A 22,884-nucleotide genomic window follows, 5' to 3' on the forward strand; every position below is an offset into this window, starting at 1 on the left:
CGGCCGTACAGTATGAAGATACAGTCCACCCCGGTGGCGATCCCCGGGAAGGATGACCTGCATGACCCGTTACGGACCCATGTTCGGGCCGGACTACACGTTCCTCGGTGTGCCCGCCTGCGACTGGCAGACACCCGCTACCTACGCCGACGCCGACGTGGTGATCGTCGGCGCACCCTTCGACGGCGGCACCTCGCACCGGCCGGGCGCACGCTTCGGACCCCAGGTGATCCGCGGGACCGATTACCTGCCGCACGACGGCTCCCGCCCGCACATGGCTATGCGGGTCGACGCCCTCACCGGTGACCTGACCGTGAAGGACGCCGGCGACCTCGAAGTGTTCAGCGGCGAGATCCAGCGCAGCTGCACGGTGATCGAGGACGCCGTCGCGTTCATCTCCGCCAACGGCGCGATCCCGCTGATCCTCGGCGGCGACCACACGATCACCTGGCCGGACGCCACCGGGGTGTCGCGTACGCACGGCAAGGGCCGGATCGCGCTCATCCACTTCGACGCGCACGCCGACACCGGGGACATCGAGTTCGGTTCGCTCTACGGCCACGGCCAGCCGATGCGCCGCCTGATCGAGTCCGGCGCGGTACGCGGTGACCGGTTCCTGCAGCTCGGCCTGCGCGGGTACTGGCCCGGGCCGGAGACCCTCGACTGGATGGCCGACCAGCGGATGAACTCGTTCCACATGAGCGAGATCGTCGAGCGCGGCCTGGACGCGGTGCTGGACAGCGCGTTCGAGATCGCGATGGACGACTGCGACGGCGTCTTCCTCTCGGTCGACATCGACGTCTGCGACCCGGGCCACGCGCCCGGCACCGGAACGCCCGAGCCGGGTGGTCTCACCGCGCGTCAGCTGCTCGACGCGGTCTCCCGGATCTGCCAGGAGCTGCCGGTGGTCGGCATGGACATCGTCGAGGTGTCGCCGCCGTTCGACCACGCCGAGATCACCGCGATGCTCGGCAACCGGGTCGTGCTCGAAGCACTCTCCGGGATCGCCCGGCGGCGCAAGGACGGCGACGGGCCGCGCTGGAAGCGATCCACTCCCCTGCTAGAGGGCCGGGGGACGGCTCAGCAGCCGGGACAGGCCGTCGGCGAGTAACTCGTGTGCGGCGGCCCGGGACAGGCCCGGGTCGCCGAGCACCACCGGCAGCGCCAGGCCGTCGACCAGCGCCAGGATCAGCCGGGCCGTCCCCATCGGGTCGCCGTGACCACCCGCCGCCACCTCAGCGGCGATCAGCTCGTGCCATCTGCCGTAATCAGCGAGGACGTCCGACCGTACCGCTGGATCTCGGGACGCCCACCGCCAGCTCTCCACCCACAGCCGCCAGCTGGTGTCGCTGCCCACCGCGCCGGTCAGATGCGCGGCCACCGCGAGCAGGCGCTCCCCGGGGCCGGCCAGTGCCGCGAGGCGCTCAGCGACAGCGTCGAAGTCGCGCTGCGCGGCGTGCCGGAACACCGCGATGAGCATGTCCTCGCGGGTGCCGAAGTAGTACTGGAGGGTGGAGACGCCGACGCCTGTCGCCTCGGTGACGTCACTGAACCGGGTGGCGTCCGCGCCGCGGGCCGCGACCACCTCACCGGCGGCCACGAGCACTTCGGTACGCCTGCTCGCGGACCTGCGGCGATCGCTCACCGGGGTGATTTTGCCAGGTGCCGGGTTATCCCACGAAATCCTGGGTCATCCAGGTGATGCCGTCGGCGTCGCGGACCACGCTCAGGCCGATCCGGGTGAAGCTGCCGTTCAGCAGGTTCTTGCGGTGGCCGTCGTTCGGCGGCACCTCGGCCAGCATCGAGTCGGTCAGGCCGTTGGCGGCCTTCACCTTCGCGGCGTCGCTGCTGCCGCTGGAGCCGTACCCGATGTTCTCGCCCGCGGAACTCCACTTCACGTCCTGGGCGGAGAAGCGGTCGCCGAGACCGGCTTCGTCCGGGCACTGATGCGACAGGCCGCAGCCGTCGATCATCAGCTGGGTGTGGATGGCGGCGGCCTTGGAGAGGTTCTCGTCCAGGGTCAGCGCCGTGAGGCCCTCAGCGACGCGCGCGTCGTTGATGTGCGCGAGAACCTGTTCGAGGACGCTGCCGCTTGTCGACGCGGCGGTCACGGTCTTCTCCGCGGTCGGGGCCGGGGTCGCGGTCTTCGTCTTGCTGGGGCTCGGCTTCGCACTGGGCGACTTGCTCGGCTTTTTCGTAGCTTTAGCCGATTTGGAGGGAGACGGGGTGGCGGATGCGCTGGTGGCCTCCGGCGCGGGGGTTTCGTCCACGCCCTCGCCGCCGCCGGGGGACGCGGCGACGGCGAGCGGGACGTCCACCGAGGTGGGGGATGGGGTCTCGATGGGACCTCGCGTCAGGCCCGCGACCGTGAAGGCAGTACCGATCACGACTGCTGTCGTGCCCGCCACCAGCGTGTAACGGAATTTGGCAGCAGCGGTTAACGGCACAGGGGGATCCATCTCAGTGAGGCGGGCAGGGGCAACGCCCGATCACTATGCGCGAGGGTTACGCCGGGATCGCTCCCGCAAAGGATTCCTTAAGGTTGCACTCAACGAGTTCTAAGCCTCGTCATGATTTCAGGGCTTGATGTCGAACTCGCCGTCGCGGACGCCGGCCAGGAAGGCTTTCCACTCCGCGTGGGTGAAGACCAGGGTCGCGCCGTCCGGGTCCTTGGTGTCGCGGATCGCCACGATGCCCGGGAGATTGCCGGCGACCTCGACGCAGTCGCCCCCGTTGCCGCCGCTCCGCGTGCTCTTGTGCCAGACGGCACCGGTCAGGTCAACCACGGTTACCCCTCTTTCTAGAGGTCACTGTCGCTGGTCTTGATGATCTCGCCGATCAGATCGTCCGAGTCGGCCTGGCTCAGCGCAGCCGCTTCGAGTTCGGCCCAGACCGACTCGTACGTCTCCACCTCTGCGAGCTTATCCAGGTAGAGCGCACCGGTGAGGTTCTCGCAGTAGATGGTTGTCGGCTCCGGCGAGGTGGTGCCGACAGCCGGGAACTCCAGGATCGTGAACTGGCCGGAGCTTGCCGCCTTGTGCGGTCCGGCCCCGAACGGGATGACCCGGACACCGATGTTCGGCCGGGTCGAGGCGTTCACCAGATGGGCGAGCTGCTTCTGCATGCCGAGAGTGTCCGGAGTGGCCCGCCGGAGCACGCCCTCGTCGATGATCACTTCCAGTCGCGGGGCCACCGGGCGACGCCTGTTCAGCAGGGACTGCCGCTCCAGCCGCACGGCCACCGCGTTCTCCACGGCGGCCTCGTCCTCGCCGTGCCAGCCGCGGAAGACGCATTCCGCGTACTCCCGGATCTGGAGCAGGCCGGGGATCACGCTCGGCGCGTACGAGCGGAGGTGGCTCGCGGCCTGCTCCATGCCGACGTAGAGCTCGAACCAGGCGGGGACCACGTCGCCGTACGCATGCCACCAGCCCTTTGCCTTCGACTCGGCGGCCAGGCCGATCAGCACCTCGGTCATCTGGCCGGGGGCGGAATAGACCGAGCACATGGCGATCACGTCGTGCTTGCGGACCGGGACCTCGCCGTTCTCGATCCGGTACATCCTGGCGCGGGAGAACTCCAGCTCCTGTGCCGCCGCCATCAGCGAGATGCCGGCCTGCTCACGCAGCTCGCGCAGCAGCCGGCCGACCTGCCGCCTCGGCACGGTCGACCCGATCTCGGTCATCGTTCTCCTCGTCCCAGCCCGGCCGGTGTCCCGACGGGCCTCAGCCTGACCGATGTCCCGACGGGCCTCCGCCCGGCGGATGTGTCGGACCGGCCTCAGCCCGGCGGATGTGTCGGACCGGCCTCAGCCCGGCGGGTGTCTCGAACGAGACGATCCGATCGCTCCGCGCGAGACGCCGAGAATCCATTTCCGGGATTCTCGCCAACTGCGCTTGAGCCCGAGCCTAAGGCAAGCGAGGCTCCATTGTGTAGTCGGTGAATCGCTCATGGTGAGGATTGGCATGCTGGTTCCGCGGACCGAACACGTCGGAGATCGCCCGTCGTGGGACTGCCGGGTCTGCGGCAAACCATGGCCGTGCGCCACCGCGAAGGTCGAGCTCTTCGAGCAGTATCAGAACTTCCCGCACGGCCTGGCCGTCTATCTCGGATCCTGCATGCTCGAAGCGATCGACGACTGGGCCGCCGGATCGGGCGGCCCGCCGGCGGACCTTTACGAGCGGTTTCTGGGGTGGAGCGGCAGCAGCCTCAACTGAGGTGTTTCAGGCTGGGCTTCGTGCGTACCCAAGAAGGTTTTTGACTCAGAAGGCGTGCGGGCCGAAGCGTCCCCACGCGACGAAAGCGGACAGCAGGAGCAGGACGATGTTGGGCACGAGTGCCTGGTTCTCCTTGCGGCGTGCGTGCACGACGATCGCGCCGACCATGATGATCACGAGGCCGAGAGCGGCCAGCGGGACCAGGATCGGGACGATGTCCAGCGCGGCCGGCAGAATCAGGCCGATCGCGGCGAGGATCTCCACCGCGCCGATCGCCTTGACCGCGCCGGCGCTGTAGTTCTCGGTCCAGCCGAGACCGGAAGCGATCAGCTTCTCCTTGGGCTGCAGCAGCTTCATCGCACCGGCCGCGAGGAAGGCGAGAGCGAGCAGACCGGCGACGACCCACAGGGCGACGTTCATATCGGTTCCTTCGAGATTTGACTTCAACAGTTGAGCAAAACGTAGAGTACGTTGACTTAAACATGCAAGCGTTAGGATGGGGTGATGGAGACGACCGAGCCGCGCTGGCTCAACGACGAGGAGCGGGCCGCGTGGATGGCGCTGACCAGCGTTTTCATGCGCCTTCCGACAGCGCTGGACGCCCAGTTGCAGCGCGACGCCGGCATCAGCCACTTCGAGTACGGCATCCTCGCCGGCCTCTCCGAGTCACCCGGCCGCCAGCTGCGGATGAGTGTGCTCGCCGCATTCGCCGAGGGCTCGCTCGCGCGGCTCTCGCAGGCTGTCGGCCGGCTGGAGAAACGCGGCTGGGTGCGCCGGTTCCCGGACCCGGCCGACGGGCGTTACACGCTCGCCGAGTTGACCGATTCCGGCTGGGACAAGGTGGTCGCCTCCGCGCCCGGACACGTCGAGGCGGCCCGCACGCTGGTCTTCGATCAGCTGACAAAGAGTCAAGTACGTCAATTGCGAGAGATCGGCCGGCGCATCATGAGCGCCGTCGACCCGGACGGAGCATGCCCCTCATGAGTTCGGTCCTGAACCCCGCGGTGCCCGCGGGTGCGTACGATCAATTTCTGCTCGAAGCCCTGCCCCGCGCCCGCGCGCAGCGGGCCTGGGAGCCGGCCGACGGACCGCTGCCGGCGCTCTATCTCAGTCACGGAGCGCCACCGCTGTTCGACGACGGTCCGTGGTTGCGGCAGCTCTTCGACTGGGCGCTGACGATGCCAAAACCGCGCAGCATCCTGATCGTCTCCGCGCACTGGGAGAGCGCGCCGCTCTCCCTGTCCGCCGACGGGCCGCTGGTCTACGACTTCGGTGGCTTCCACCAGCGGTACTACTCGATGCGGTACGACACCCCGGACGCATCCACATTGGCCCGTCAGGTGTCGTCGTTGCTGCCGGTGCACCAGCACGCGTCCCGCGGCCTCGATCACGGAGCGTGGGTGCCGCTGATGGCGATGTACCCGCTGGCCGACGTGCCGGTCCGGCAGCTCAGCATGCCCACGCAGGACCCGGGCCGGCTGATGGAGATCGGTGCTCGGCTGCGCGAGCTGCGCGCCGAGGGGGTGCTGGTGATCGGGTCCGGTTTCATGGTGCACGGGCTGCCGTTCGTAACCCGCGACATGGTGGTCAACGGGGCCGTTCCGACGTGGTCGTCGGAGTTCGACGCGTGGGCGGCTGAGGCGCTGGGGCGCGGCGATGTTGACGAGTTGGCGGCTTATCAGAATCGGGCACCGGGCATGCCGTTCGCCCACCCGACGCCGGACCATTTCACGCCGCTGTTTGTGACGCTGGGTGCGGCGGACCGGGCGGATGCGGGGGTGCGGACGACCATCGAGGGGTACATGATCGGGTTTTCGAAGCGGTCGTTCCAGACGTTGCCTTGATGGCGGGGCGGTGGGGGTTCGTGGGGTTCGGCGGCGGTTGCCGGCTGCCACCTGTGCGACCGGCTGTCGTTTACGGCTGCCAGCTGTCACGTGTGGCGACCAGCTGTCGTCTACGGCTGCCAGCTGTCACGTGTGGCGACCACACCGTTAAGCCAGTCCAAAGCGGCTGAACACCACGGTCGCCGTGGGTGACAGCCGGCAGCCGTGGGCGACAGCCGAGCCGCCCTCCCGACGGACGAACGGGCCGACGGGCCGACGGGCCGACGGGCCGACGGGCCGACGGGCCAACGGCCAACGGCCAACGCGCCGACGCGCCGACGCGCCAACGACGGGGCCTACGGGCGGAACCATGCGGGTGGGCACGGCACCCCCCGGTGCCCGGGATCAGGGCGGGCGTGGTTGGGTGGCGGGGTGAGTTCGTGGCTGGATCTGCCCGCCGATCAAGTGGACGAAGCGGCAAAACTGCTGCTCAACTGGCGGCTCACCGCTAACGGGGTGACCGTGCGGATCACCGAGGTCGAGGCGTACAGCGGACTCGGTGAGGATCCCGCGAGCCACGCGCACCGCGGGATGACGAACCGCAATGCGGTGATGTTCGGGCCCGCTGGGCGGCTGTACGTCTATCAGATCTACGGAATGCACTTCTGCGCGAACGTCGTCTGCGGAGAGACCGGCCGGGCCGCCGCTGTGCTGCTCCGCGCCGGCGAGGTGGTCGACGGCTTGGAGCTTGCGAGGCAGCGTCGTCCGGCTGCCCGCCGCGACACCGACCTGGCCGGCGGGCCGGGGAAACTCATGCAAGTCCTGGCACTGAACACCGCCGCCAACGACTCACCGCTGATGGACGGCTCCGGTCCGGCCACTCTGCACCCGCCCACCGAGCCGGACAAGACCGAACAGATCGAGTCCGGCCCACGGGTAGGTGTGAGCTCCGCCCACGATGTGCCGTGGCGTTTCTGGGTCAGCGGCGACCCGACAGTGAGCACGTACCGCCGGCACACACCCCGCCGCCGGCCTCCCCTCGCCAGCAGGTGACCGATCTTGTGAGCTTCGGCCATCGGCGGCACCCGAAACTCACAAGATCTACGCGGGCCGACGTGCAAAACCGTTCAAACGTCGGACGACACACCCGAAACCCCCGCATACGCCGGCCGATACCCCGAACCCCGCATACGCCGGCCGGCACACCCCGAACCCCACGAACGCCGGCCGGCACACCCCGGAACCCCTACGAACGCCGGAACTCGTGCGTGAACACATACGTGCTCGCCGAGACCCCGATCCTCGCCCCCTGAAGGTCGGCACTGCGGAAGTGGATCCCACCCCACACCCGTGCGTTGATCAGCTCAGTCAGCGCCTGCGAGAACGCCGCAAACCGCCGCGTACTCCCGGTATCCGCGCTGGTAGCACTGAACCCGATCCGATCCCGCCCGAAGAACAACAGCAGCGCCGTCATCGACGCACCGGTCGCACACGCGTGCCCCGACGTGTAATCCGGACTGCCCGGCGTCACAAGAAGCGGCGTCCACTCAGGATCAGCGACGGTGGCCGCGTTCCCATCGGTGTCCGCGAGCCGCACCGCCGTGACCGGCCGCCAGAAACCCCAGTGCCGCTTCTCGTTGAAGCAGGCCGACGTCGCGTCGGTGACGGCCATGTTCACCAGAGCCAGCAACCGGGCGGCCTGCACCCCACCGAGCCGCTGCGAGACGATCAGCTGCCGGTTGATCTCCCACTGGGTCATCCGCCTGTCGTGCCACCAGCGGGCGGCGTCGCTCTGATCGGCGGTACGCACCGTGCTGTTCACGCCTCCGACCTCTTTGACCTCGTTCAGGTCACGGGCGTACGCGACGCCGTCCAGTGCCGGCGGCCCGGCGGTGCGGTAGACCGACGTGCTGGGAATCGAGAACGGCTTGAGGTCGGCGGTCCACGCGCCGAGGTTCGCGAATGTCGGCGGCGTCGGACGCCACTGGCCGGGGAGCGTCCCGACCGGGAACGCCTCGACCCCGAACGCGCCGTCGCCCTGCCGCTCGGTGAGCATGGCCGCCGCGGTTCGTTCGCCGATCGCGATGCCGCCCCGCTCGGCCGCGCCGTCCGGGATCCCGTCCAGGAATGTGTCGTACTGCGCGCGGATCCGGTCGTGCTGCTCCGGGAAGATCCCGGTCAGAACCTGGTACGCGGCAGCGGCAACCGCCGCACCGGCCGACTCCCGCCCGGTCGCCGGCACAGCGGTCAGATACGGCCGGTACGGCGTACCCGCGATCGCGTTGACCGCGTCGTAGACCGCGCCCTGCACCATCGAGAAGCTGCGCCCCTGCACCCACGGGTTCTGCCGGGCGACGGTCCAGATCGCTTCCTCGGCGTGCAGGTTCCAGGTGATCACGGCGTCCGCCGGGATCGCCCGCCCGGACGCCTCCACCGGTGCGGGTGTCAGGACCAGCGCCGCGGTAAGAACGGGCACAAACAAAGATCGAGCCATCATTTCCCCCTGTGTAGACGGTCGTCAGGCTCATCGAACCGGACACCGGCACCACAGGAACATCGATAGCTATAACTTGTCGCGGCTTTCGGGGAACCACACGTTTCAGGCCGCCCACCACGTAGCGGCCACCAGCTCCGCCACCAGCGTCTCGGTCAGCAGCCGGACGTCCGCGTCGTCGTCGTGCGGATAACGGATCACTCCGGCCGCGCCCTCCACCGGCGCACCCACCGACAGCACCGTCGAACCCCGCTGCCGGACCCAGTCCATCGCCTGGTCGTCGTACCGAGACCCGGGGAACAACAGCGCCCGGTAGTCCAGCGTCTTGGTCAGATAGACGTCCACATGCGCCCAGTCACCGGTTTCGGTCGCGTCAGCCCGGCGACGCGGGCCCTCCCGCACCATCAGCGCGGACTGCTCCGCCGACGAGATCCGCTCCACCGGCGCGATCGTGTAGAGATCGCCGTCGAGCAACTCCAACGCCATCGGCAACCAGTCATGACGCTTGTCGAGCAGATGCGCGGTCGCCTCAGCGACACGCCGCAACAGCCCCGGACCATCGAACGCAACGCCGGTGAGCTGCGCGTTCATCGCCAGCAGCAGCGCCAGCGTGTGCTGAAAACTGCGGCACGCCACCCCTCCGCGTTCCGGTCCGGCCAGCATCGGCACGGTCAGCAGCGCGTCCTCGGCGATCGGCGCCGGATCAACGCTGTTGGTCAGCGCCACGATCGGCGATCTGCCCCGATATCGCGCGACCGCGTCAACCGTCTCGCGACTGCCGCCGGTCGCGGAGATCGCCACCACGAGCGTCTCCGGCGTGGCGGGCAGCGAGGCCTCCGCCGAGGCGTACTCCGCGATCGCATCGATGCCGGCGGCGCGCAGCCGCAGCGCGCCCACCCTCGCCGCATAGCGCGAGCTGCCCATTCCCAAGATCAAAACCCTTCTTGGGTACGCGGAAAGCCCTGCGAACGGATCAGCGTCCACCAACGAGCCGGCGAGCCGGTCCAGCGCCTCCGGTTTCTCTTCGAGGTCACGCAGGAACAGGGCGGCGTCCATCAAAGCTCCTCGGTGAAGCGCGAGTGTGTGCGGTATCGGTGGTGCAGAACTTCCATCGGCGCATAACGCCACCGGGGCAGGAACCGGGCCGCGTAGATCAGCTCCCGGCACAACTGCGCGGCCTCGAAACCGGCCAGCAGATCCTCGTCGAACAGCCCTCCGGCGACCGGCCGATAGGTGCCGAGCAGCGCGTCGCGTTCCCGATCGACCCACGCCGCGACCCGCGCGGCGTGCGCATGGCCGGTGCGCTTGTTGGCGATCGCGCCGACGTTGCCCAGACTGACCAGCAGCTGGGCGACGTCCCGGGCAGGCGGCTCGGCGGAGTCCTGCGGCGCGGCCGGGTTCCCGTCGAAGTCGACCACGGCATACCCGCCCTCCCACCGCAGAATTTGCCCGACGTGCAGGTCACCGTGCAGCCGCTGCACCGGCGTCCCGGCCCACCCAGGAAGCGCAAGATCACCCCGAGTCGAGGGCAGCGCGAGATCGGCCCGGATCGCCGGTGCCACCGAGGCCAGCCACTCCCCGTCGGCACCGTCGGTCAGCTGGAGCGCCTCGTCGAGTGCGTCGAGCCCCTGCCCCGTCCAGCCGGCGACGTCAGCCGGGGCGGCCGCTCCGACGGGGTCCGGCAGCACGGACGAGGGCGTGGCCAGGGCGACGTGCAGCTCGGCGGCCAGCTCACCGAGCAGCCCGCCGATCACCGCCAGGGCGCCACCGCCCAGCTCGGCGAGCAGATCGTCGACAGCCCACTCCCACCCGTCCACCGCACCGGGCAGAAACGCGACAATCAGCGCAACAAGCTCAGCCGAAGCCCCACCGTGTGCCGCCGTCCCGGAAGACGAAAGCACACCGTGCGCCGCCACCCCGGAAGACGAAAGCACACCGTGTGCCGCCGCCCCAGAAGAGGAAAGCACACCGTGGGCCGTCGTCGTGGGTGAAATGTCCCGCCGATACAGGGCCGCATACGGCTGCGGCGTCCGCCCAAAACCCACCTCTGCCAGGTGCGCCAGCAGTTCAGGGGTGCGCTGTGGCGCGGGCAGCGGGGGCTGGAGCCACTTCACGACCACGCTCTCGCCGACCACGACCGAGCGGTGCGTCTGGTCGACGGTGATCGGGCGCTCGACCGCCGAACCCAGCACCGGCGGCGGACCAGGGAAGCGATGCAACCGCCCCGGCGACAACGCGTCACCGCCGGACGCGATCAGTCGTACCAACGCGACCGAAGCGCCCGTTTCGTCGGCTTCCATGAGCTCCCTCCCCCGTACCAATCGGATCTTGGAATAACACCCTGCCAGGTGGATCATCACCCTCGCAGGTCAGGCCATGTTTCTGAATCGCGATTCAAAGTAAAAAGGAAATTACCAGGTCAGCAGCCTGGTTTTTAGTCTTGTTTCCGCTGACGCGTGCTGCAACACTCGGCGGCCAGGCCGGAACTCCACCTGGAGGAAACCACGTGTCACGCATCCCCCCGATCCGCCGAGCCCTCGCCGGCGCGGCGGCCGCCGCCCTCGTTCTGGCGGCAGCCGCCTGCGGTGGCGGCGAGTCCGGCGCGACCGCGCAGGCGACGCCCGACGCGCTGAACCCGAGCGCTGACCTCACCAAACAGACACTCACCGTCTCGAACTGGGACGCTTACATGCCCGAGGACCTGCCGGCCACCTTCGAGAAGGCGGTCGGATCCAAGGTCACCGTCACGAAGCACGCCACCAACGAAGAGATCATGGCCAAGCTGACGGCCGGCGGGGACAGCGGCATCGACGTCGCGTTCGTCTCCGGCCCGTTCGCTCAGGCGCTCGCCGAGCAGGGCCTCGTCGAGCCGATCCACGCCGACCTGATCCCGAACCTCGCGAACCTCTACCCGGAGGCGACGAATCTCGCCTACGACCCGGGCAACAAGTTCTCGGTGCCCTACACCTGGGGAACCACCGGGCTCTGCTACCGCAGCGACCTCACCGGGTACGAACCGACCAGTTGGAACGACCTGCTCAGCCCGAAACCCGAGCTGGCCAAGAAGATCACGATGCTGCAGACCGACCGGTGGCTGATGCTGCCGGCGCAGAAGTCCCTCGGTTATTCGGCGAACACCACCGACCCCGCCGAGCTGGCGAAGGTCAAGGAGAAGCTGACCGCCGCGAAGCAGTCGCTGCTCGCGTTCGACGACACCACGTTCTACTCCCGGCTGGTCTCCGGCGAGGCGGCGCTGGTCGAGGCGTGGGACGGCTGGTGCAACTACGGCATCACCGACAACGACAAGATCAAGTTCACGGTGCCGACGGAGGGCAGCGACCTCTGGGTGGACACCATGGTCGTGCTGAAGACCTCCAAGAACAAGGAGGCCGCGCACGCCTTCATCAACTACATCCTGGACCCCAAAATCCACTCCTGGGCCGTGCAGAACATCCTGTACAAGGTGCCGAACAAGGCCGCCATGGAGTCGATCGACCCGGCCCTGATCAAGCAGTACCCGAACCTCGCCACCACACCGGCTGACCTGCTCAAGGGCGAGACCCTGGTCGACCTCGGCGAGGGCGCGACGGACTACAGCCGGATCGTCACCGAAGTGGCGGCCAGCTAAAGATGAAACGGTCGCTGGAGCGGCTCACGCTGCTCGGCCCCGGGCTGGGATACCTGACGGTGCTCATGGTCGTGCCGCTGGCCCTGGTCCTGAGCTACACCATCTTCCAGCGGGGCCGCTTCGGCGGGCTGGTCTACGAGCCGACAACGGAGAACTTCCTCCGGGCCGTCGACCCGCTGTACCTGGACGTGCTGGTCACCTCGGTGGAGATCGCCGGGGTGACCACCCTGCTCGCGCTGCTGCTCGGCTTCCCCACGGCGTACGTGATCGCCCGCCTCCCCGGCAAATGGAAGACGATCGCCCTGATCGCGCTGGTCCTGCCGTTCTGGACCAACTTCCTGATCCGCACGTACGCGTGGATCGTCCTGCTCAGCCCGGCCGGGTTGATCAACGACGCGCTGACCGGATGGGGCCTGATCGACGAGCCCCTCCAACTGCTCTACACGAAGCCGGCAATCGTGGCCGGCCTGCTGTACGCGTACCTGCCGCTCATGGTCCTGCCGCTCTTCGCCGCGCTGGAGAAGCAGGACGACCAGCTCCTGGAGGCGGCGGCGAACCTGGGCGCCCGCCCGGCGAAAGCGTTCCTGACCGTCACCCTGCCGCTGACCCTGCCCGCCGTGATCACCGGGTGTGTCTTCGTCTTCGTGCCCAGCATCGGCAACTTCGTGGTGCCGGAACTGCTCGGCGGCGGACAGACCGCGATGGTCGGGAACCTGGTCCGCGACCAGTTCCTCAAGGCCCGCGACTGGCCGTTCGGCGCCACTCTCGCGCTGATCCTGGTGGCGATGCTGATGCTCCTGCTGATGCTGCAGGCGTGGAGCGCCCGCCGGCTGACGGGAGACAAGAATGCTTAAGAAGATCCCGTTCTGGATCACGTACGTCTTCCTGTACGTGCCGATCGTCGTGGTCGTCGCGATGTCGTTCAACGCGGGCGACTCGCCGTACAGCTGGAGCGGTTTCAGCCTGAGCTGGTACGCCGAGCTGGCGAAGGACGAGCAGATCCGCATCGGGCTGGGCAACACGCTGCTCGTGGCGACCGGCTCGACAGTGATCGCCACCGTGCTCGGCACGCTGCTCGCGGTCGGCCTGGCCCGGCACACCCGCTCGAAGGTCCTGGACGCGATCGCCACGTTGCCGGTGATCCTGCCGGACATCGTGCTCGCCATCGGCCTGCTGGCGTTCTACTCGCTGATCCAGCTCACCCTCGGGCTGTACTCGGTGCTGCTGGCGCATGCGGTCTTCGGCACGGCCGCGGTCGCCGCCGTGGTCCGTACCCGCCTGAACGGCACCGATCCGTCGCTCGAAGAGGCCTCGCGGGACCTGGGCGCGAACGGTTTCAGCACGTTCCTGCGGATCACCCTGCCGACGCTGGCACCGGGCATCGTGGCCGGAGCGCTGCTGGCGTTCACGCTGTCGGTCGACGAGTTCGTGATCGCGTTCTTCACGGCCGGGCCGCAGTCGCCGACCCTGCCGATCGTCATCTACTCGATGGTGCGTTTCGGCGTCACCCCCGAGATCAACGCCCTCGCCACGGTGCTGCTCGCGGTCACGTTCACCGCGATCATCGCCGCCGCCCGATTGACACGACTGACGGAGCGCCGATGACCGCCTTCCTCTCCCTCGACGGCGTGCGCCGCAGCTTCGGCGACGTGACCGCCCTGGACGGCGTCAGCCTCGACGTCGCCGAGGGCGAGTTCTTCGCGCTGCTCGGACCGAGCGGCTGCGGCAAGACCACGCTGCTGCGCATCCTGGCCGGATTCGAGACACCGGACAGCGGCACTGTCACCCTGGCCGGCGAGGACCTCACCCGGGTGCCGGCGCACCAGCGCCCGGTGAACCTGATGTTCCAGTCCTACGCGCTCTTCCCGCACCTCAGCGTCGAGAAGAACATCGCGTACGGCCTGCACCGCGAAGGCCTGCCCAAGGCCGAGATCACCCAGCGGGTCGGCGAGGTCCTCGAACGCGTGGGCCTCGCCCCGGCGGCCAAGCGCCGCCCGCATCAGCTCTCCGGCGGCCAGCGGCAGCGGGTGGCGCTGGCCCGGGCCATCGTGAAACGACCCCGGCTGCTCCTGCTCGACGAGCCGCTCTCCGCCCTCGATCGCAAGGTCCGCGCCGAGATGCAGCTCTGGCTCAAGCAGCTGCAGCACGAGGTCGGCATCACCTTCGTCGTCGTCACCCACGACCAGGAGGAGGCGATGTCGATGGCGGATCGGATCGCGGTGCTCAACCACGGCGCGGTGGAACAGGTGGATTCGCCGGTCGCGCTCTACGGTGCGCCCCGCACCTGGTTCGTCGCCGACTTCATCGGCGGCAACAACTTCTTCTCCGGTACGGCGACCGAGGCCGGCCTGTCCTCCGAGGCGCTGGGCCAGCTCCCCGGCACGACAAGCGACCAGAGTGCGGTCAGCGTGGGCGAGCCGGCGGTGCTGGCAGTGCGCCCGGAACAGATCACGCTGAACGAGGGCGGCTCCGTGCTGAGCGGCGGGGTGCTGAGCGGCGGGGTGCTGAGCGGCGGGGTGCTGAGCGGCACCGTGCTCGACGTCAGCTTCTACGGCGGCACATCAAGGATCGCGGTCGAGGTGGCCGGGCACCCGGCGCCGGTTCTGGTTCATCGGCACGGGGCCCCTGTGGTCGTACCCCAGCAAGCAGTTGATCTGAGCTGGGGGACGGCAGATGCGGTGCTGGTGCCGCCTAGCTCCGCGACCGCGGCTTCCGCCGCGGCGTGACGGGCAGCGGATGTCCGGTCATTCCCCGCGCGTAGCTGAGGATCAGCTCCTCGGCCTCGGCGACGCCGATCGTCGGGTGACGCGCCACGATGCGGTAACCGTAAGCGTCCTCGAGCGCGACCAGGTTGCGGCCGATCGTGGTCGCGCTGTCGGCAAGGGTGAAGACGCCCTGTGTCGCGCCGGACTCGAGAATCCCCTGGTACATCGAGACCTGGCGGTCGTAGAGCGTGGTGAGCAGGGCGGCGTAGACCCGGTTGCGGCCGGCGGCGCCGCCGAGTTCGCAGAGCAGGCGCACGTCGACGTCGTCGGAACCGGCAGGCAGGCCGGAACGGACAGTGACGACGAGGCGCGCTGCCGGATCGTCGACCGCGTCGATCTCGCGGACCCGGTGCTCGTAAAAGCGCTCCATCCCCGCGTGGTGCGCGTCGAGCAGCAGGTCCTGCAGGTCGGAGTAGTGGTACAGCACCGCGCCGGAAGTGAGGCCCGCCTCGGCGGCGACCTGCTTGAGGTGCACGCCGTCGGTGCCGTGCAAAACCATCGCCCGCTGAGCGGCCTCGATCAGGTCCTGCTGCCGGTCGGCGCGGCGCTTGCGGGGAGTCGTCACTGATGTTCGTCCTGCCTGAAGAAAAGTTGACCTCAGTTAGCCTACCGGCCGCCCTTGACGGCCGGAGCACACGATATTTGAATTGCAATTCAAATCCGAGTCAGGACGGTGTCGCATGTCGGAACGCAAGCTGACCATACTCTTCATGCCCGAAAGCGCCTACGGACCGACCAACAACTGCATCGGGATTGGAGACATCCTGCGGCAGCGTGGACACCGCGTGGTGTTCGCCGCGGAGGCCTCCTGGAAAGGCAAACTGACCGCCCTCGGCTTCGAGGAGGATCTGGTCAACCTCGCGCCGCCGCCCGAGAATCCGGACGAGCAGGACGCCGGCCAGTTCTGGAAGGATTTCATCCGCGACACCGCGCCGGAGTTCCGCAAGCCGACCATCGAGCAACTCGACACCTGGGTGAAACCGGTCTGGGAAGAGCTGATCGTCGGCGCGAAGTACTGCCAGCCGCAGCTCCTGGAGATCATCGAGCGGGTGAAACCGGACGTCATCGTCGAGGACAACGTGGTGGCGTTCCCGGCGCTCAACACGGCCGGCGTCCCGTTCGTACGCATCGTCTCGTGCAACCCCCTTGAGGTTCGCGGCGACGGCATCGCGCCGGTCTTCTCCGGGTACGCGCAGGACGAAACCTCCGGCTGGCCGGCTTTCCGCGAGGAATACGACCGTACCCATCGGCAGCTCTGGACCGACTTCAACGCGTGGGTCGTCGAGCAGGGCGCGCAGCCGCTGCCCGACCTCGATTTCATCCACCCGGGTGACCTGAACCTCTATGTCTTCCCGGAGGCCGCTGACTACACGTCGTCCCGGCCGCTGGACTCCTCGTGGCACCGGCTCGACTCGTCGGTACGCGAGACGGACGCGGTGTTCTCGCTGCCGGCCGAGATCGCGGAGCTGCCCGGGAAACTGATCTATTTCAGCCTCGGCTCCCTCGGCTCGGCCGACGTCGAGCTGATGCGCCGGGTGATCGCCGTCCTTGCGAAGACCCCGCACCGATACATCGTCTCCAAGGGCCCGCTGCACGCCGAGATCGAACTCGCCGACAACATGTACGGCGCCGAGTTCCTTCCGCAGACCTCGATCCTCCCCCAGGTCGACCTGGTGATCACCCACGGCGGCAACAACACGGTCACCGAGGCCCTGCACTTCGGCAAGCCGATGGTGCTGCTCCCGCTCTTCTGGGATCAGTACGACAACGCCCAGCGAGTGCACGAACTCGGCCTCGGCGTGCGGCTGGACACCTACGGGTTCACCGACGAGGAGCTTTCCGCTTCCGTGGAGAAGCTGCTCGGTGACGCCGATCTGCACGCACGCCTGGCCGCGATCAGCGCCGACATCCGCAGCCGCGACGGTCTGCGTAAGGCCGCCGACCTCATCGAGAAGCTTCCGTGACCGATATCGATCGTGCCCTGGCTGATGCGGCTCCAGCCGTCTTCTGGACCGATCGGCCGGGCGCACCCGATCGTCGACCGCCCGTACCGGACGGCGCGAGCGCGGATCTGGTGATCGTCGGCGGCGGGTTCACCGGCCTGTGGGCCGCCGTGCAGGCAAAACACGACAACCCGGACGCCGACGTGCTGCTCCTGGAGGGGCAGCACGTCGGTTACGGGGCGAGTGGCCGCAACGGCGGGTTCGTCAGCGAATCGCTCACCCACGGACTCTCCCACGGCCAGGCCCGCTGGCCGGGCGAGTTCGAGCAGCTCACCGAGTTGGGCCGGCGCAACCTCGCGGAAATCGCCAAGACCGTCGCGGAACACTCCATCGACGCCGACCTACGCCTGGTCGGCAAGACGACGCACGCCACCGCGCCGCACCACCTCGGCGAGCTGGCCTCCGCCGCCGCCGTCCACTCCGCCATCGGCGACCGGGTCACGCTGCTCGACGCGTCGGCCGCGCAGGCCGACGTGCACTCCCCCACATACCTCGGTGGCCTGCGCATTCACGACTCCGGCGGCCTGGTCGACCCGGCCGCGCTCACCTGGGGCCTGGCCCGCCTCGCCGACTCGCTCGGCGTCCGCCGCCACGACGAATCCCCGGTGGCCACTCTCCGGCGTTCCGCCGGCGGCATCTCCGTGGGTACGCCCAACGGCACGGTACGGGCCGGCAAAGTACTGATCGCCACGAATGCCTACCCGTCTCCCCTGCGTCGAGTCCGGCCGTGGGTGCTGCCCGTTTACGATCACGTGCTCGTCACCGAGCCGCTGAGCGACGCGCAGTGGGAGTCGATCGGCTGGGCGTCACGGCAGGGTTTGACGGACAACGGCAACCAGTTCCACTACTACCGGCCGACCGCGGACGGGCGCATCCTCTGGGGCGGCTACGACGCGATCTACCACTTCGGTGGGAAGGTGGCTGCCGCGTACGAACAGCGGCCGGCGACTCATCAGCTTCTCGCCCGGCACTTCTTCGAGACGTTCCCCCAGCTCGACGGGTTGCGATTCACCCACCGGTGGGGCGGGGTGATCGACTCGACCAGTCGTTTCACGCCGATCTTCGGTACGGCGCACGGCGGGCGGGTGGCTTACGCGGTGGGGTACACCGGCCTCGGCGTGGCGTCGTCGCGGTTCGGTGCGCGGGTCGCACTCGACCTGCTCGCCGGGGAGCCGTCGCCGCTCACCGAGCTGGCGATGGTGCGCCGGCGCGGCATGCCGTTCCCGCCGGAGCCGGTGCGTTATCCGGTGGTGGCACTCACCCGTCATCAGATGGTGAAGGCTGACCTGGACGGCCGCCGAGGCGCCTGGCTGCGTCTGCTCGACCACTTCGGAGTCGGCTTCAACAGCTGACGACCGATCACACTCGTACGCGTACCCCTGAAAGGGCTGCAACCATGTCGCCTCGCGTGATCATCAATCCGGCCGATGGCGGCGTAGCCGCCGAGGTCGCCGACACCGACCCGGCGGATGTCGCTGCGGCGGTGGCCCGTGCCCGAGCCGCATACCTGACCTGGCGTGATGTGACGCCGGGCGAGCGGGCGCGGGTGTTGCTGCGCCTCGCCGACCTGGTCGAGGCGTCCACCGACGAGTTCACCCGGCTTGAGGTGGCCGAGACCGGTAAGCCGATTCCGGTGTTCGCCGAGGGTGAGTTGCCGTTCGCTGTCGACAACCTGCGGTTCTTCGCGGGCGGAGCGCGTTCGCTGGACGGCACCGGCGCCGGAGTGCTTTCCTCCGGGTACACGTCACTGATGGTTCGCCGCCCGATCGGCGTCATCGGTGCGATCGCGCCGTGGAACTTCCCGCTGATCATGGCGATCTGGAAGATCGGGCCGGCCATCGCGGCCGGCAACGCCGTCGTGATCAAGCCGGCCCCGCAGACACCGAGCAGTACGATCCTGCTCGCCTCGTTGATCGAGAAGGCAGGCGCACCGGCCGGGCTTGTCACCGTCGTCACCGGCGGCGGCGATGTCGGCGAGGCCCTGGTCACCGACCCGGGCGTCGACATGGTCAGCCTCACCGGATCGTCGGAGACCGGCCGCCGGGTGATGTCCGGCGCGGTCACCGGCCTCAAGCGGCTTCACCTCGAACTCGGCGGAAAGGCGCCGGCGCTGGTCTTCCCGGACGCCGACCTGACCGCGATGGCGACCGGGGTGGCGATGGGCGCGACCTACAACACGGGGCAGGACTGCACCGCGGCCACCCGCGTCTACCTGGAACGCGGCATCTTCGACCAGGGCGTCGAGGCGCTGCGGTCGGTGCTCGCCACGATCAAGGTCGGCGACCCGTCGGCGGACGGTACCGACATCGGGCCGATGATCTCCGCTGCGCAGCGCGACCGGACCCACGGCTTCGTCTCTCGCGCGCAGGCCGCCGGCGCCACCGTGGTGACCGGCGGCGTGGTGACCGGCGGGCCGGGCTTCTACTACCCGCCGACGCTTGTCGTCGACGCCGACCAGGCCAGCGAGATCGTGCAGCGGGAAGTGTTCGGTCCGGTGCTGGTGGCCGTTCCGTTCTCCTCGTCCTCTCCCGAAGATGAGGCAGTGCGGCTCGCCAACGACACGCCGTACGGTCTTGCCTCGTCGATCTGGACGCAGGACGTGTCGCGGGCGCTGCGTGTGGCGCACCGGCTGGACTTCGGCGTGACCTGGATCAACGACCACCTGCCGATCGCGTCCGAAGCCCCGCACGGCGGCGTGAAGGGCAGCGGTTTCGGCAAGGACATGAGCCAGGAGGCGATCGGCGAGTACTCGGTCACCCGCCACCTGATGATCAAGCACGCCGCACCGGAGCCGCACACGTCGTTCCGCCCCGCCTGACGCGCGACGGTTGCCGGCGCGGTCTCGTCGTCCACCCGGCTGCGCGAGCGTGACCGGCCACCCAGCTGCGGTTCTTGGGGCGACCAGCGCGGCGAAAAGGCCACCGTGGGATCCGCGGAACACTAGCGTTTCCCTTGATGATCTCGCGTCGGGGACTCTTGCTGCTCAGTGTGATGTGTGGGGCCGGCGTGCTCTGGTCGGCCGGCCTCATCATCGCGCTGGCCGCCGGCGCGCGCCCGTTCGACGCGGCCATCGCGGTCGGTGTGGCCGCGTTCCTCACCGTGCCCGGTTTTGCGGCCGGGATCCTCAGCAACCGGCGCGGGTACCGCACCCAGCAGCCCCGGCGTGCGTGGCGGCTCGCTTCCTGGGTGCCGCCGCACGTACCGCACTGGGCGGCGATCGCTGCCGGCGTCGTCGTGTTCGGGTTCTGGCTGACCGTAGTGCTGGCGTTCGCCTCGCTGGACGGCAACCCGTCCATGCGGGACGGGCGGTACGTCCTTGAGGATCATGACCGGGTGATCGAGGTCAACCAGGTCACGTATGAGCGGCAGACCGATCATCAGCAGCAGATCTCACTCGGGGTGCTGGGCGCGTTCGCGGTCGGAGGGGCGTTCCTGTGCACCGCCCGCGCAACAGATCACGAGCACCACTAGAGGGCCAAGCACCGGGAACCGAGCACTGGGCAGCGGGCGCCGGGCGCCGGGCAGATCTTGGGAGTTTGCGGTCACTCGACTTTCACCATTTGCGTTCCCGCCCGCGCCGCCCCGCGCCGCCCCGCGTCGCCCCTTGCCGCCCTGCGTCGCCCCGCGTCGCCCCGCACCGCGTCGCCCCGCACCGCGTCGCCCCGCCCCGCGTCGCCCCGCCCCGCGTCGCCCCGCACCGCCCCGCGTCGCCCCGCACCGCCCCGCGTCGCCCCGCGTCGCCCCGCGTCGCCCCCCCCCACGCCGCCCGCGCCGCCCCGGGCCGCCCCGCCCCACGCCGCCCGCGCCACCCCGCGCCGCGCCGCGCCGCGCCGGCTGGATCTTGTGGACTTCCGCGCAGACGTCCCGCACAACTCCACAAGATCGAACAGGCCCAGCCGATCTTGCGGGGTTACCCGCAAACGGTTCGCCGAACTCCACAAGATCGGCGAAGCACCCGCTCACCACCTCAGAACCGCGAAGCACCGCGTCACCACGCCGAAACCGCGAAGCACCGCGTCACCACGCCGAACCGTGCAGCACCACGTCGTGCACTAGTGGTCGACCAGCCTGCCAAACCGCACAAGATCTCCGAGCGATACCTCGTACCAAGAAACCGCCACACCGCCACACCGCCACACCGCTACTCCGCCCTACCCCACCCCGAACCCGCTACCGCCCACCAATGGCGATCAGCGCGGCGGCGCAAGCTCACCAGAACGGCCCGACTCTCCCCGCCCCGGAACAGCCACGGCTCGCACCCCGGCTCAACACACACGACGGAAACGCCGGAAACGCCGGTCAGGTTCGGCTGGCGCCTGCTGCTGGGCCGGCCAGGCGCTGGGCCAGCCAGACCGGCAGCACTGACAGGACGATCAAAACCGCCGCCACCACGTTCACCACCGGCGCCTGATTCGGCCGGAAGAGATTGTTGAAGATCCAGATCGGCAGCGTCGTCACCCCGGGACCCGCCGTGAACGTCGTGACGATGATTTCGTCGAAGGACAGCGCGAACGCCAGCAACCCGCCTGCCAGCAGCGCCGACCGGATCAGCGGGAATGTCACGTACCGGAAAGTCTGAAAGGGTGACGCGCCCAGGTCCGCCGAGGCGTCCTCAAGGTTCGTGCCGGTGCGGCGCAGCCGCGCCAGCACGTTGTTGTAGACAGTGACCACGCAGAACGTGGCGTGGCCGACAACCACCGAGAACAGGCCCTTGCTGACGCCGAGATCGCCCATCACCGAGCGCCACGCGCTGTCCAGCGCGATGCCGGTGACGATGCCGGGCAGCGCGATCGGCAGGATGATCAGCAACGAGACGGTGTCGCGGCCGAAGAAGGCGAAGCGCTGTACGGCGAACGCCACCATCGTGCCGAGCACCAAGGCTATGCCGGTGGCGGCGAGGCCGGCCTGCACCGAGGTGAACAGGGCGGCGCGGGCGCCCTCGTTCGCCCACGCGGCGGACCACCAGCGGGTGGTCCAGTCGTGCGGCGGCCAGGCGAAGGTGCGGTCGCCGTTGAACGAGTTGACCAGTACCAGCATCAGCGGGACGTAGATGAACAGCAGGCCGAGGCCCATGAACAGGCGCAGCGCCCAGCGTGCCGGCAGGGACAGCGTCACAGCTCCTCCAGAGCGCCCGAGCGGCGGACCGCGACCAGGTAGATGACCATGATCAGGACCGGGATGGTGGCGATCGCGGCGGCAAACGGCAGGTTGTTGGCGGCGCCGATGTTCGCGTACACAAGGTTGCCGATCATCTGGGTCTTGCCGCCGACGATCTGGACGGTGATGTAGTCGCCCAGCGAGAGCGAGAACGTGAAGATCGATCCGGCGATCACCGAGGGGATCAGGATCGGCAGGACCACGGCACGGAAGGTGCGGCCGGCGCGAGCGCCGAGGTCGGCCGAGGCCTCCAGCATCGAGTCCGGCAGGCGTTCCAGACCGGCGTAGATCGGCAGGATCATGTACGGCAGCCAGAGGTACGACAGCACGATGACCGTCGCGACCAACCCGTACCCGGGACCGTTGCCGGGGCCGCCGAGCAGCGTGTCGATCGGGCCGCCGTTGGCGAGCAGGATCCGCCAGGCATATGCCTTGACCAGGTACGAAGCCCACAATGGGGTGAGAATCGCGATCACCAGCCAGTTGCGATACCGAGACGAAGCGACCTTCGCCATGAAGAACGCCATCGGGGTGGCGATCACCACGCAGATCGCGGTCACGGAAAAGGCGACGCCGAGGCTGCGCAACGTCACGGCACGGTAGACCTCTTCGGTGAGAAGGGTCCGGAAGTTCTGCAGCGAGAACTCCCGGACCACCTCTCCGGTGAAGCCGTTCACAGTCCAGAACGCCGACACCAGCAGCACCGCGAGAGCGCCAAGGTACGCGACGACCAGCCAGAGCAAGGGCGCCGAGAGCAGAGCGGCCAGCCGCACTCGCGGGTGCCGGTATAAGAAGGACAC

General features: G+C 68.8%; 24 protein-coding genes. 13 read left to right on the forward strand and 11 right to left on the reverse strand.

Features of this window, described 5'->3' with window-relative positions; all coding sequences use genetic code 11:
• Window positions 1-61: 61 nt before the first annotated feature.
• A complete protein-coding gene (gene speB / locus ACQP2E_RS28675; RefSeq protein ID WP_433826056.1) occupies window positions 62-1,111 on the forward strand; it encodes an agmatinase in 1,050 nt (349 codons plus the stop codon).
• On the opposite strand, the gene ACQP2E_RS28680 is transcribed toward speB, so the two are convergent.
• The 4 genes from ACQP2E_RS28680 to ACQP2E_RS28695 all read right to left on the reverse strand — a co-directional run bounded on the left by ACQP2E_RS28680 (window position 1,061) and on the right by ACQP2E_RS28695 (window position 3,682).
• Complete coding sequence (locus tag ACQP2E_RS28680) at window positions 1,061-1,645, reverse strand: TetR/AcrR family transcriptional regulator (RefSeq protein ID WP_433826057.1); 585 nt, start codon at window positions 1,643-1,645, stop codon at window positions 1,061-1,063. The genes speB and ACQP2E_RS28680 overlap by 51 nt on opposite strands.
• A gap of 25 nt (window positions 1,646-1,670) precedes the next feature.
• Window positions 1,671-2,447 (reverse strand): CAP domain-containing protein, encoded by a 777-nt coding sequence (locus ACQP2E_RS28685; protein WP_433826058.1) that lies wholly within the window; start codon window positions 2,445-2,447, stop codon window positions 1,671-1,673.
• Window positions 2,448-2,576: 129 nt separating this feature from the next.
• Complete coding sequence (locus ACQP2E_RS28690) at window positions 2,577-2,786, reverse strand: DUF397 domain-containing protein (RefSeq protein ID WP_433826059.1); 210 nt, start codon at window positions 2,784-2,786, stop codon at window positions 2,577-2,579.
• A gap of 14 nt (window positions 2,787-2,800) precedes the next feature.
• Entirely contained in the window at window positions 2,801-3,682 is an 882-nt protein-coding gene (locus ACQP2E_RS28695; protein ID WP_433826060.1) for a helix-turn-helix domain-containing protein, read from the reverse strand.
• A 280-nt stretch (window positions 3,683-3,962) separates the two neighbouring features.
• Between ACQP2E_RS28695 and ACQP2E_RS28700 the strand changes: the two genes are divergently transcribed.
• A complete protein-coding gene (locus ACQP2E_RS28700; RefSeq protein ID WP_433826061.1) occupies window positions 3,963-4,214 on the forward strand; it encodes a hypothetical protein in 252 nt (83 codons plus the stop codon).
• A gap of 45 nt (window positions 4,215-4,259) precedes the next feature.
• Here ACQP2E_RS28700 and ACQP2E_RS28705 read toward each other — a convergent pair whose 3' ends face one another.
• Window positions 4,260-4,634, reverse strand: a complete 375-nt coding sequence (locus ACQP2E_RS28705; RefSeq protein WP_433826062.1) for a DoxX family protein — start codon at window positions 4,632-4,634, stop codon at window positions 4,260-4,262.
• 84 nt (window positions 4,635-4,718) lie between these two features.
• Between ACQP2E_RS28705 and ACQP2E_RS28710 the strand changes: the two genes are divergently transcribed.
• The 3 genes from ACQP2E_RS28710 (at window position 4,719) to ACQP2E_RS28720 (ending at window position 7,090) form a co-directional block, all read left to right on the forward strand.
• The gene (locus ACQP2E_RS28710) at window positions 4,719-5,198 is read left to right on the forward strand and encodes a MarR family winged helix-turn-helix transcriptional regulator (RefSeq protein ID WP_433826063.1); all 480 of its coding nucleotides are present in this window, start codon (window positions 4,719-4,721) and stop codon (window positions 5,196-5,198) included.
• Entirely contained in the window at window positions 5,195-6,058 is an 864-nt protein-coding gene (locus ACQP2E_RS28715; RefSeq protein ID WP_433826064.1) for a dioxygenase family protein, read from the forward strand. The genes ACQP2E_RS28710 and ACQP2E_RS28715 overlap by 4 nt, the downstream gene beginning before the upstream one ends.
• A gap of 411 nt (window positions 6,059-6,469) precedes the next feature.
• Window positions 6,470-7,090: a DNA-3-methyladenine glycosylase gene (locus tag ACQP2E_RS28720; protein WP_433826065.1), complete on the forward strand. Its 621-nt coding sequence runs from the start codon at window positions 6,470-6,472 to the stop codon at window positions 7,088-7,090.
• Between the two features lie 193 nt (window positions 7,091-7,283).
• Here ACQP2E_RS28720 and ACQP2E_RS28725 read toward each other — a convergent pair whose 3' ends face one another.
• The 3 genes from ACQP2E_RS28725 to ACQP2E_RS28735 form a co-directional block, all read right to left on the reverse strand.
• Window positions 7,284-8,513 carry a vanadium-dependent haloperoxidase gene (locus ACQP2E_RS28725; protein ID WP_433826066.1) on the reverse strand — a complete coding sequence of 410 codons (1,230 nt, stop codon included), beginning with the start codon at window positions 8,511-8,513 and terminating at the stop codon, window positions 7,284-7,286.
• 123 nt (window positions 8,514-8,636) lie between these two features.
• Complete coding sequence (locus ACQP2E_RS28730) at window positions 8,637-9,587, reverse strand: SIS domain-containing protein (RefSeq protein ID WP_433826067.1); 951 nt, start codon at window positions 9,585-9,587, stop codon at window positions 8,637-8,639.
• Window positions 9,587-10,831 carry a hypothetical protein gene (locus ACQP2E_RS28735; protein ID WP_433826068.1) on the reverse strand — a complete coding sequence of 415 codons (1,245 nt, stop codon included), beginning with the start codon at window positions 10,829-10,831 and terminating at the stop codon, window positions 9,587-9,589. Before ACQP2E_RS28735 ends, ACQP2E_RS28730 begins: the two co-directional genes overlap by 1 nt.
• Window positions 10,832-11,037: 206 nt before the next feature.
• Here ACQP2E_RS28735 and ACQP2E_RS28740 point away from each other — a divergent pair, with 206 nt between their 5' ends.
• From ACQP2E_RS28740 to ACQP2E_RS28755, 4 genes are read left to right on the forward strand one after another with little or no spacing between them, the layout of a single operon-like run.
• Window positions 11,038-12,159 carry a polyamine ABC transporter substrate-binding protein gene (locus tag ACQP2E_RS28740; protein ID WP_433826069.1) on the forward strand — a complete coding sequence of 374 codons (1,122 nt, stop codon included), beginning with the start codon at window positions 11,038-11,040 and terminating at the stop codon, window positions 12,157-12,159.
• Between the two features lie 2 nt (window positions 12,160-12,161).
• Complete coding sequence (locus ACQP2E_RS28745) at window positions 12,162-13,013, forward strand: ABC transporter permease (RefSeq protein ID WP_433826070.1); 852 nt, start codon at window positions 12,162-12,164, stop codon at window positions 13,011-13,013.
• Window positions 13,006-13,764 (forward strand): ABC transporter permease, encoded by a 759-nt coding sequence (locus ACQP2E_RS28750; RefSeq protein ID WP_433826071.1) that lies wholly within the window; start codon window positions 13,006-13,008, stop codon window positions 13,762-13,764. Before ACQP2E_RS28745 ends, ACQP2E_RS28750 begins: the two co-directional genes overlap by 8 nt.
• The gene (locus ACQP2E_RS28755; RefSeq protein WP_433826072.1) at window positions 13,761-14,885 is read left to right on the forward strand and encodes an ABC transporter ATP-binding protein; all 1,125 of its coding nucleotides are present in this window, start codon (window positions 13,761-13,763) and stop codon (window positions 14,883-14,885) included. The genes ACQP2E_RS28750 and ACQP2E_RS28755 overlap by 4 nt, the downstream gene beginning before the upstream one ends.
• On the opposite strand, the gene ACQP2E_RS28760 is transcribed toward ACQP2E_RS28755, so the two are convergent.
• Entirely contained in the window at window positions 14,851-15,489 is a 639-nt protein-coding gene (locus tag ACQP2E_RS28760; protein ID WP_433826073.1) for a TetR/AcrR family transcriptional regulator, read from the reverse strand. The genes ACQP2E_RS28755 and ACQP2E_RS28760 overlap by 35 nt on opposite strands.
• 145 nt (window positions 15,490-15,634) lie before the next feature.
• Between ACQP2E_RS28760 and ACQP2E_RS28765 the strand changes: the two genes are divergently transcribed.
• From ACQP2E_RS28765 to ACQP2E_RS28780, 4 genes are all read left to right on the forward strand, one after another.
• The gene (locus ACQP2E_RS28765; RefSeq protein WP_433826074.1) at window positions 15,635-16,888 is read left to right on the forward strand and encodes a glycosyltransferase; all 1,254 of its coding nucleotides are present in this window, start codon (window positions 15,635-15,637) and stop codon (window positions 16,886-16,888) included.
• Window positions 16,885-18,279: an NAD(P)/FAD-dependent oxidoreductase gene (locus ACQP2E_RS28770; protein WP_433826075.1), complete on the forward strand. Its 1,395-nt coding sequence runs from the start codon at window positions 16,885-16,887 to the stop codon at window positions 18,277-18,279. The genes ACQP2E_RS28765 and ACQP2E_RS28770 overlap by 4 nt, the downstream gene beginning before the upstream one ends.
• A gap of 44 nt (window positions 18,280-18,323) precedes the next feature.
• On the forward strand, window positions 18,324-19,745 hold the full coding sequence (locus ACQP2E_RS28775; protein ID WP_433826076.1) for an aldehyde dehydrogenase family protein: 1,422 nt from the start codon (window positions 18,324-18,326) through the stop codon (window positions 19,743-19,745).
• A 137-nt stretch (window positions 19,746-19,882) separates the two neighbouring features.
• On the forward strand, window positions 19,883-20,398 hold the full coding sequence (locus ACQP2E_RS28780; RefSeq protein WP_433826077.1) for a hypothetical protein: 516 nt from the start codon (window positions 19,883-19,885) through the stop codon (window positions 20,396-20,398).
• An 828-nt stretch (window positions 20,399-21,226) separates the two neighbouring features.
• Here the strand turns inward: ACQP2E_RS28780 and ACQP2E_RS28785 are convergent.
• Both ACQP2E_RS28785 and ACQP2E_RS28790 read right to left on the reverse strand, forming a co-directional pair.
• Window positions 21,227-22,042: an ABC transporter permease gene (locus ACQP2E_RS28785; protein ID WP_433826078.1), complete on the reverse strand. Its 816-nt coding sequence runs from the start codon at window positions 22,040-22,042 to the stop codon at window positions 21,227-21,229.
• Window positions 22,039-22,884: an ABC transporter permease gene (locus ACQP2E_RS28790; protein ID WP_433826079.1), complete on the reverse strand. Its 846-nt coding sequence runs from the start codon at window positions 22,882-22,884 to the stop codon at window positions 22,039-22,041. Before ACQP2E_RS28790 ends, ACQP2E_RS28785 begins: the two co-directional genes overlap by 4 nt.

The organism is Actinoplanes sp. CA-015351 (assembly GCF_050955685.1).
Lineage (GTDB): Bacteria > Actinomycetota > Actinomycetes > Mycobacteriales > Micromonosporaceae > Actinoplanes.

Bases quoted from the DNA above. Each gene is read 5' to 3' on its own strand.
- speB (WP_433826056.1), top strand. From the start codon at position 62: ATGACCCGTTACGGACCCATGTTCGGGCCGGACTACACGTTCCTCGGT.
- ACQP2E_RS28695 (WP_433826060.1), bottom strand. From the start codon at position 3,682: ATGACCGAGATCGGGTCGACCGTGCCGAGGCGGCAGGTCGGCCGGCTG.
- ACQP2E_RS28700 (WP_433826061.1), top strand. From the start codon at position 3,963: ATGCTGGTTCCGCGGACCGAACACGTCGGAGATCGCCCGTCGTGGGAC.
- ACQP2E_RS28705 (WP_433826062.1), bottom strand. From the start codon at position 4,634: ATGAACGTCGCCCTGTGGGTCGTCGCCGGTCTGCTCGCTCTCGCCTTC.
- ACQP2E_RS28710 (WP_433826063.1), top strand. From the start codon at position 4,719: ATGGAGACGACCGAGCCGCGCTGGCTCAACGACGAGGAGCGGGCCGCG.
- ACQP2E_RS28715 (WP_433826064.1), top strand. From the start codon at position 5,195: ATGAGTTCGGTCCTGAACCCCGCGGTGCCCGCGGGTGCGTACGATCAA.
- ACQP2E_RS28730 (WP_433826067.1), bottom strand. From the start codon at position 9,587: ATGGACGCCGCCCTGTTCCTGCGTGACCTCGAAGAGAAACCGGAGGCG.
- ACQP2E_RS28735 (WP_433826068.1), bottom strand. From the start codon at position 10,831: ATGGAAGCCGACGAAACGGGCGCTTCGGTCGCGTTGGTACGACTGATC.
- ACQP2E_RS28745 (WP_433826070.1), top strand. From the start codon at position 12,162: ATGAAACGGTCGCTGGAGCGGCTCACGCTGCTCGGCCCCGGGCTGGGA.
- ACQP2E_RS28750 (WP_433826071.1), top strand. From the start codon at position 13,006: ATGCTTAAGAAGATCCCGTTCTGGATCACGTACGTCTTCCTGTACGTG.
- ACQP2E_RS28755 (WP_433826072.1), top strand. From the start codon at position 13,761: ATGACCGCCTTCCTCTCCCTCGACGGCGTGCGCCGCAGCTTCGGCGAC.
- ACQP2E_RS28765 (WP_433826074.1), top strand. From the start codon at position 15,635: ATGCCCGAAAGCGCCTACGGACCGACCAACAACTGCATCGGGATTGGA.
- ACQP2E_RS28775 (WP_433826076.1), top strand. From the start codon at position 18,324: ATGTCGCCTCGCGTGATCATCAATCCGGCCGATGGCGGCGTAGCCGCC.
- ACQP2E_RS28780 (WP_433826077.1), top strand. From the start codon at position 19,883: ATGATCTCGCGTCGGGGACTCTTGCTGCTCAGTGTGATGTGTGGGGCC.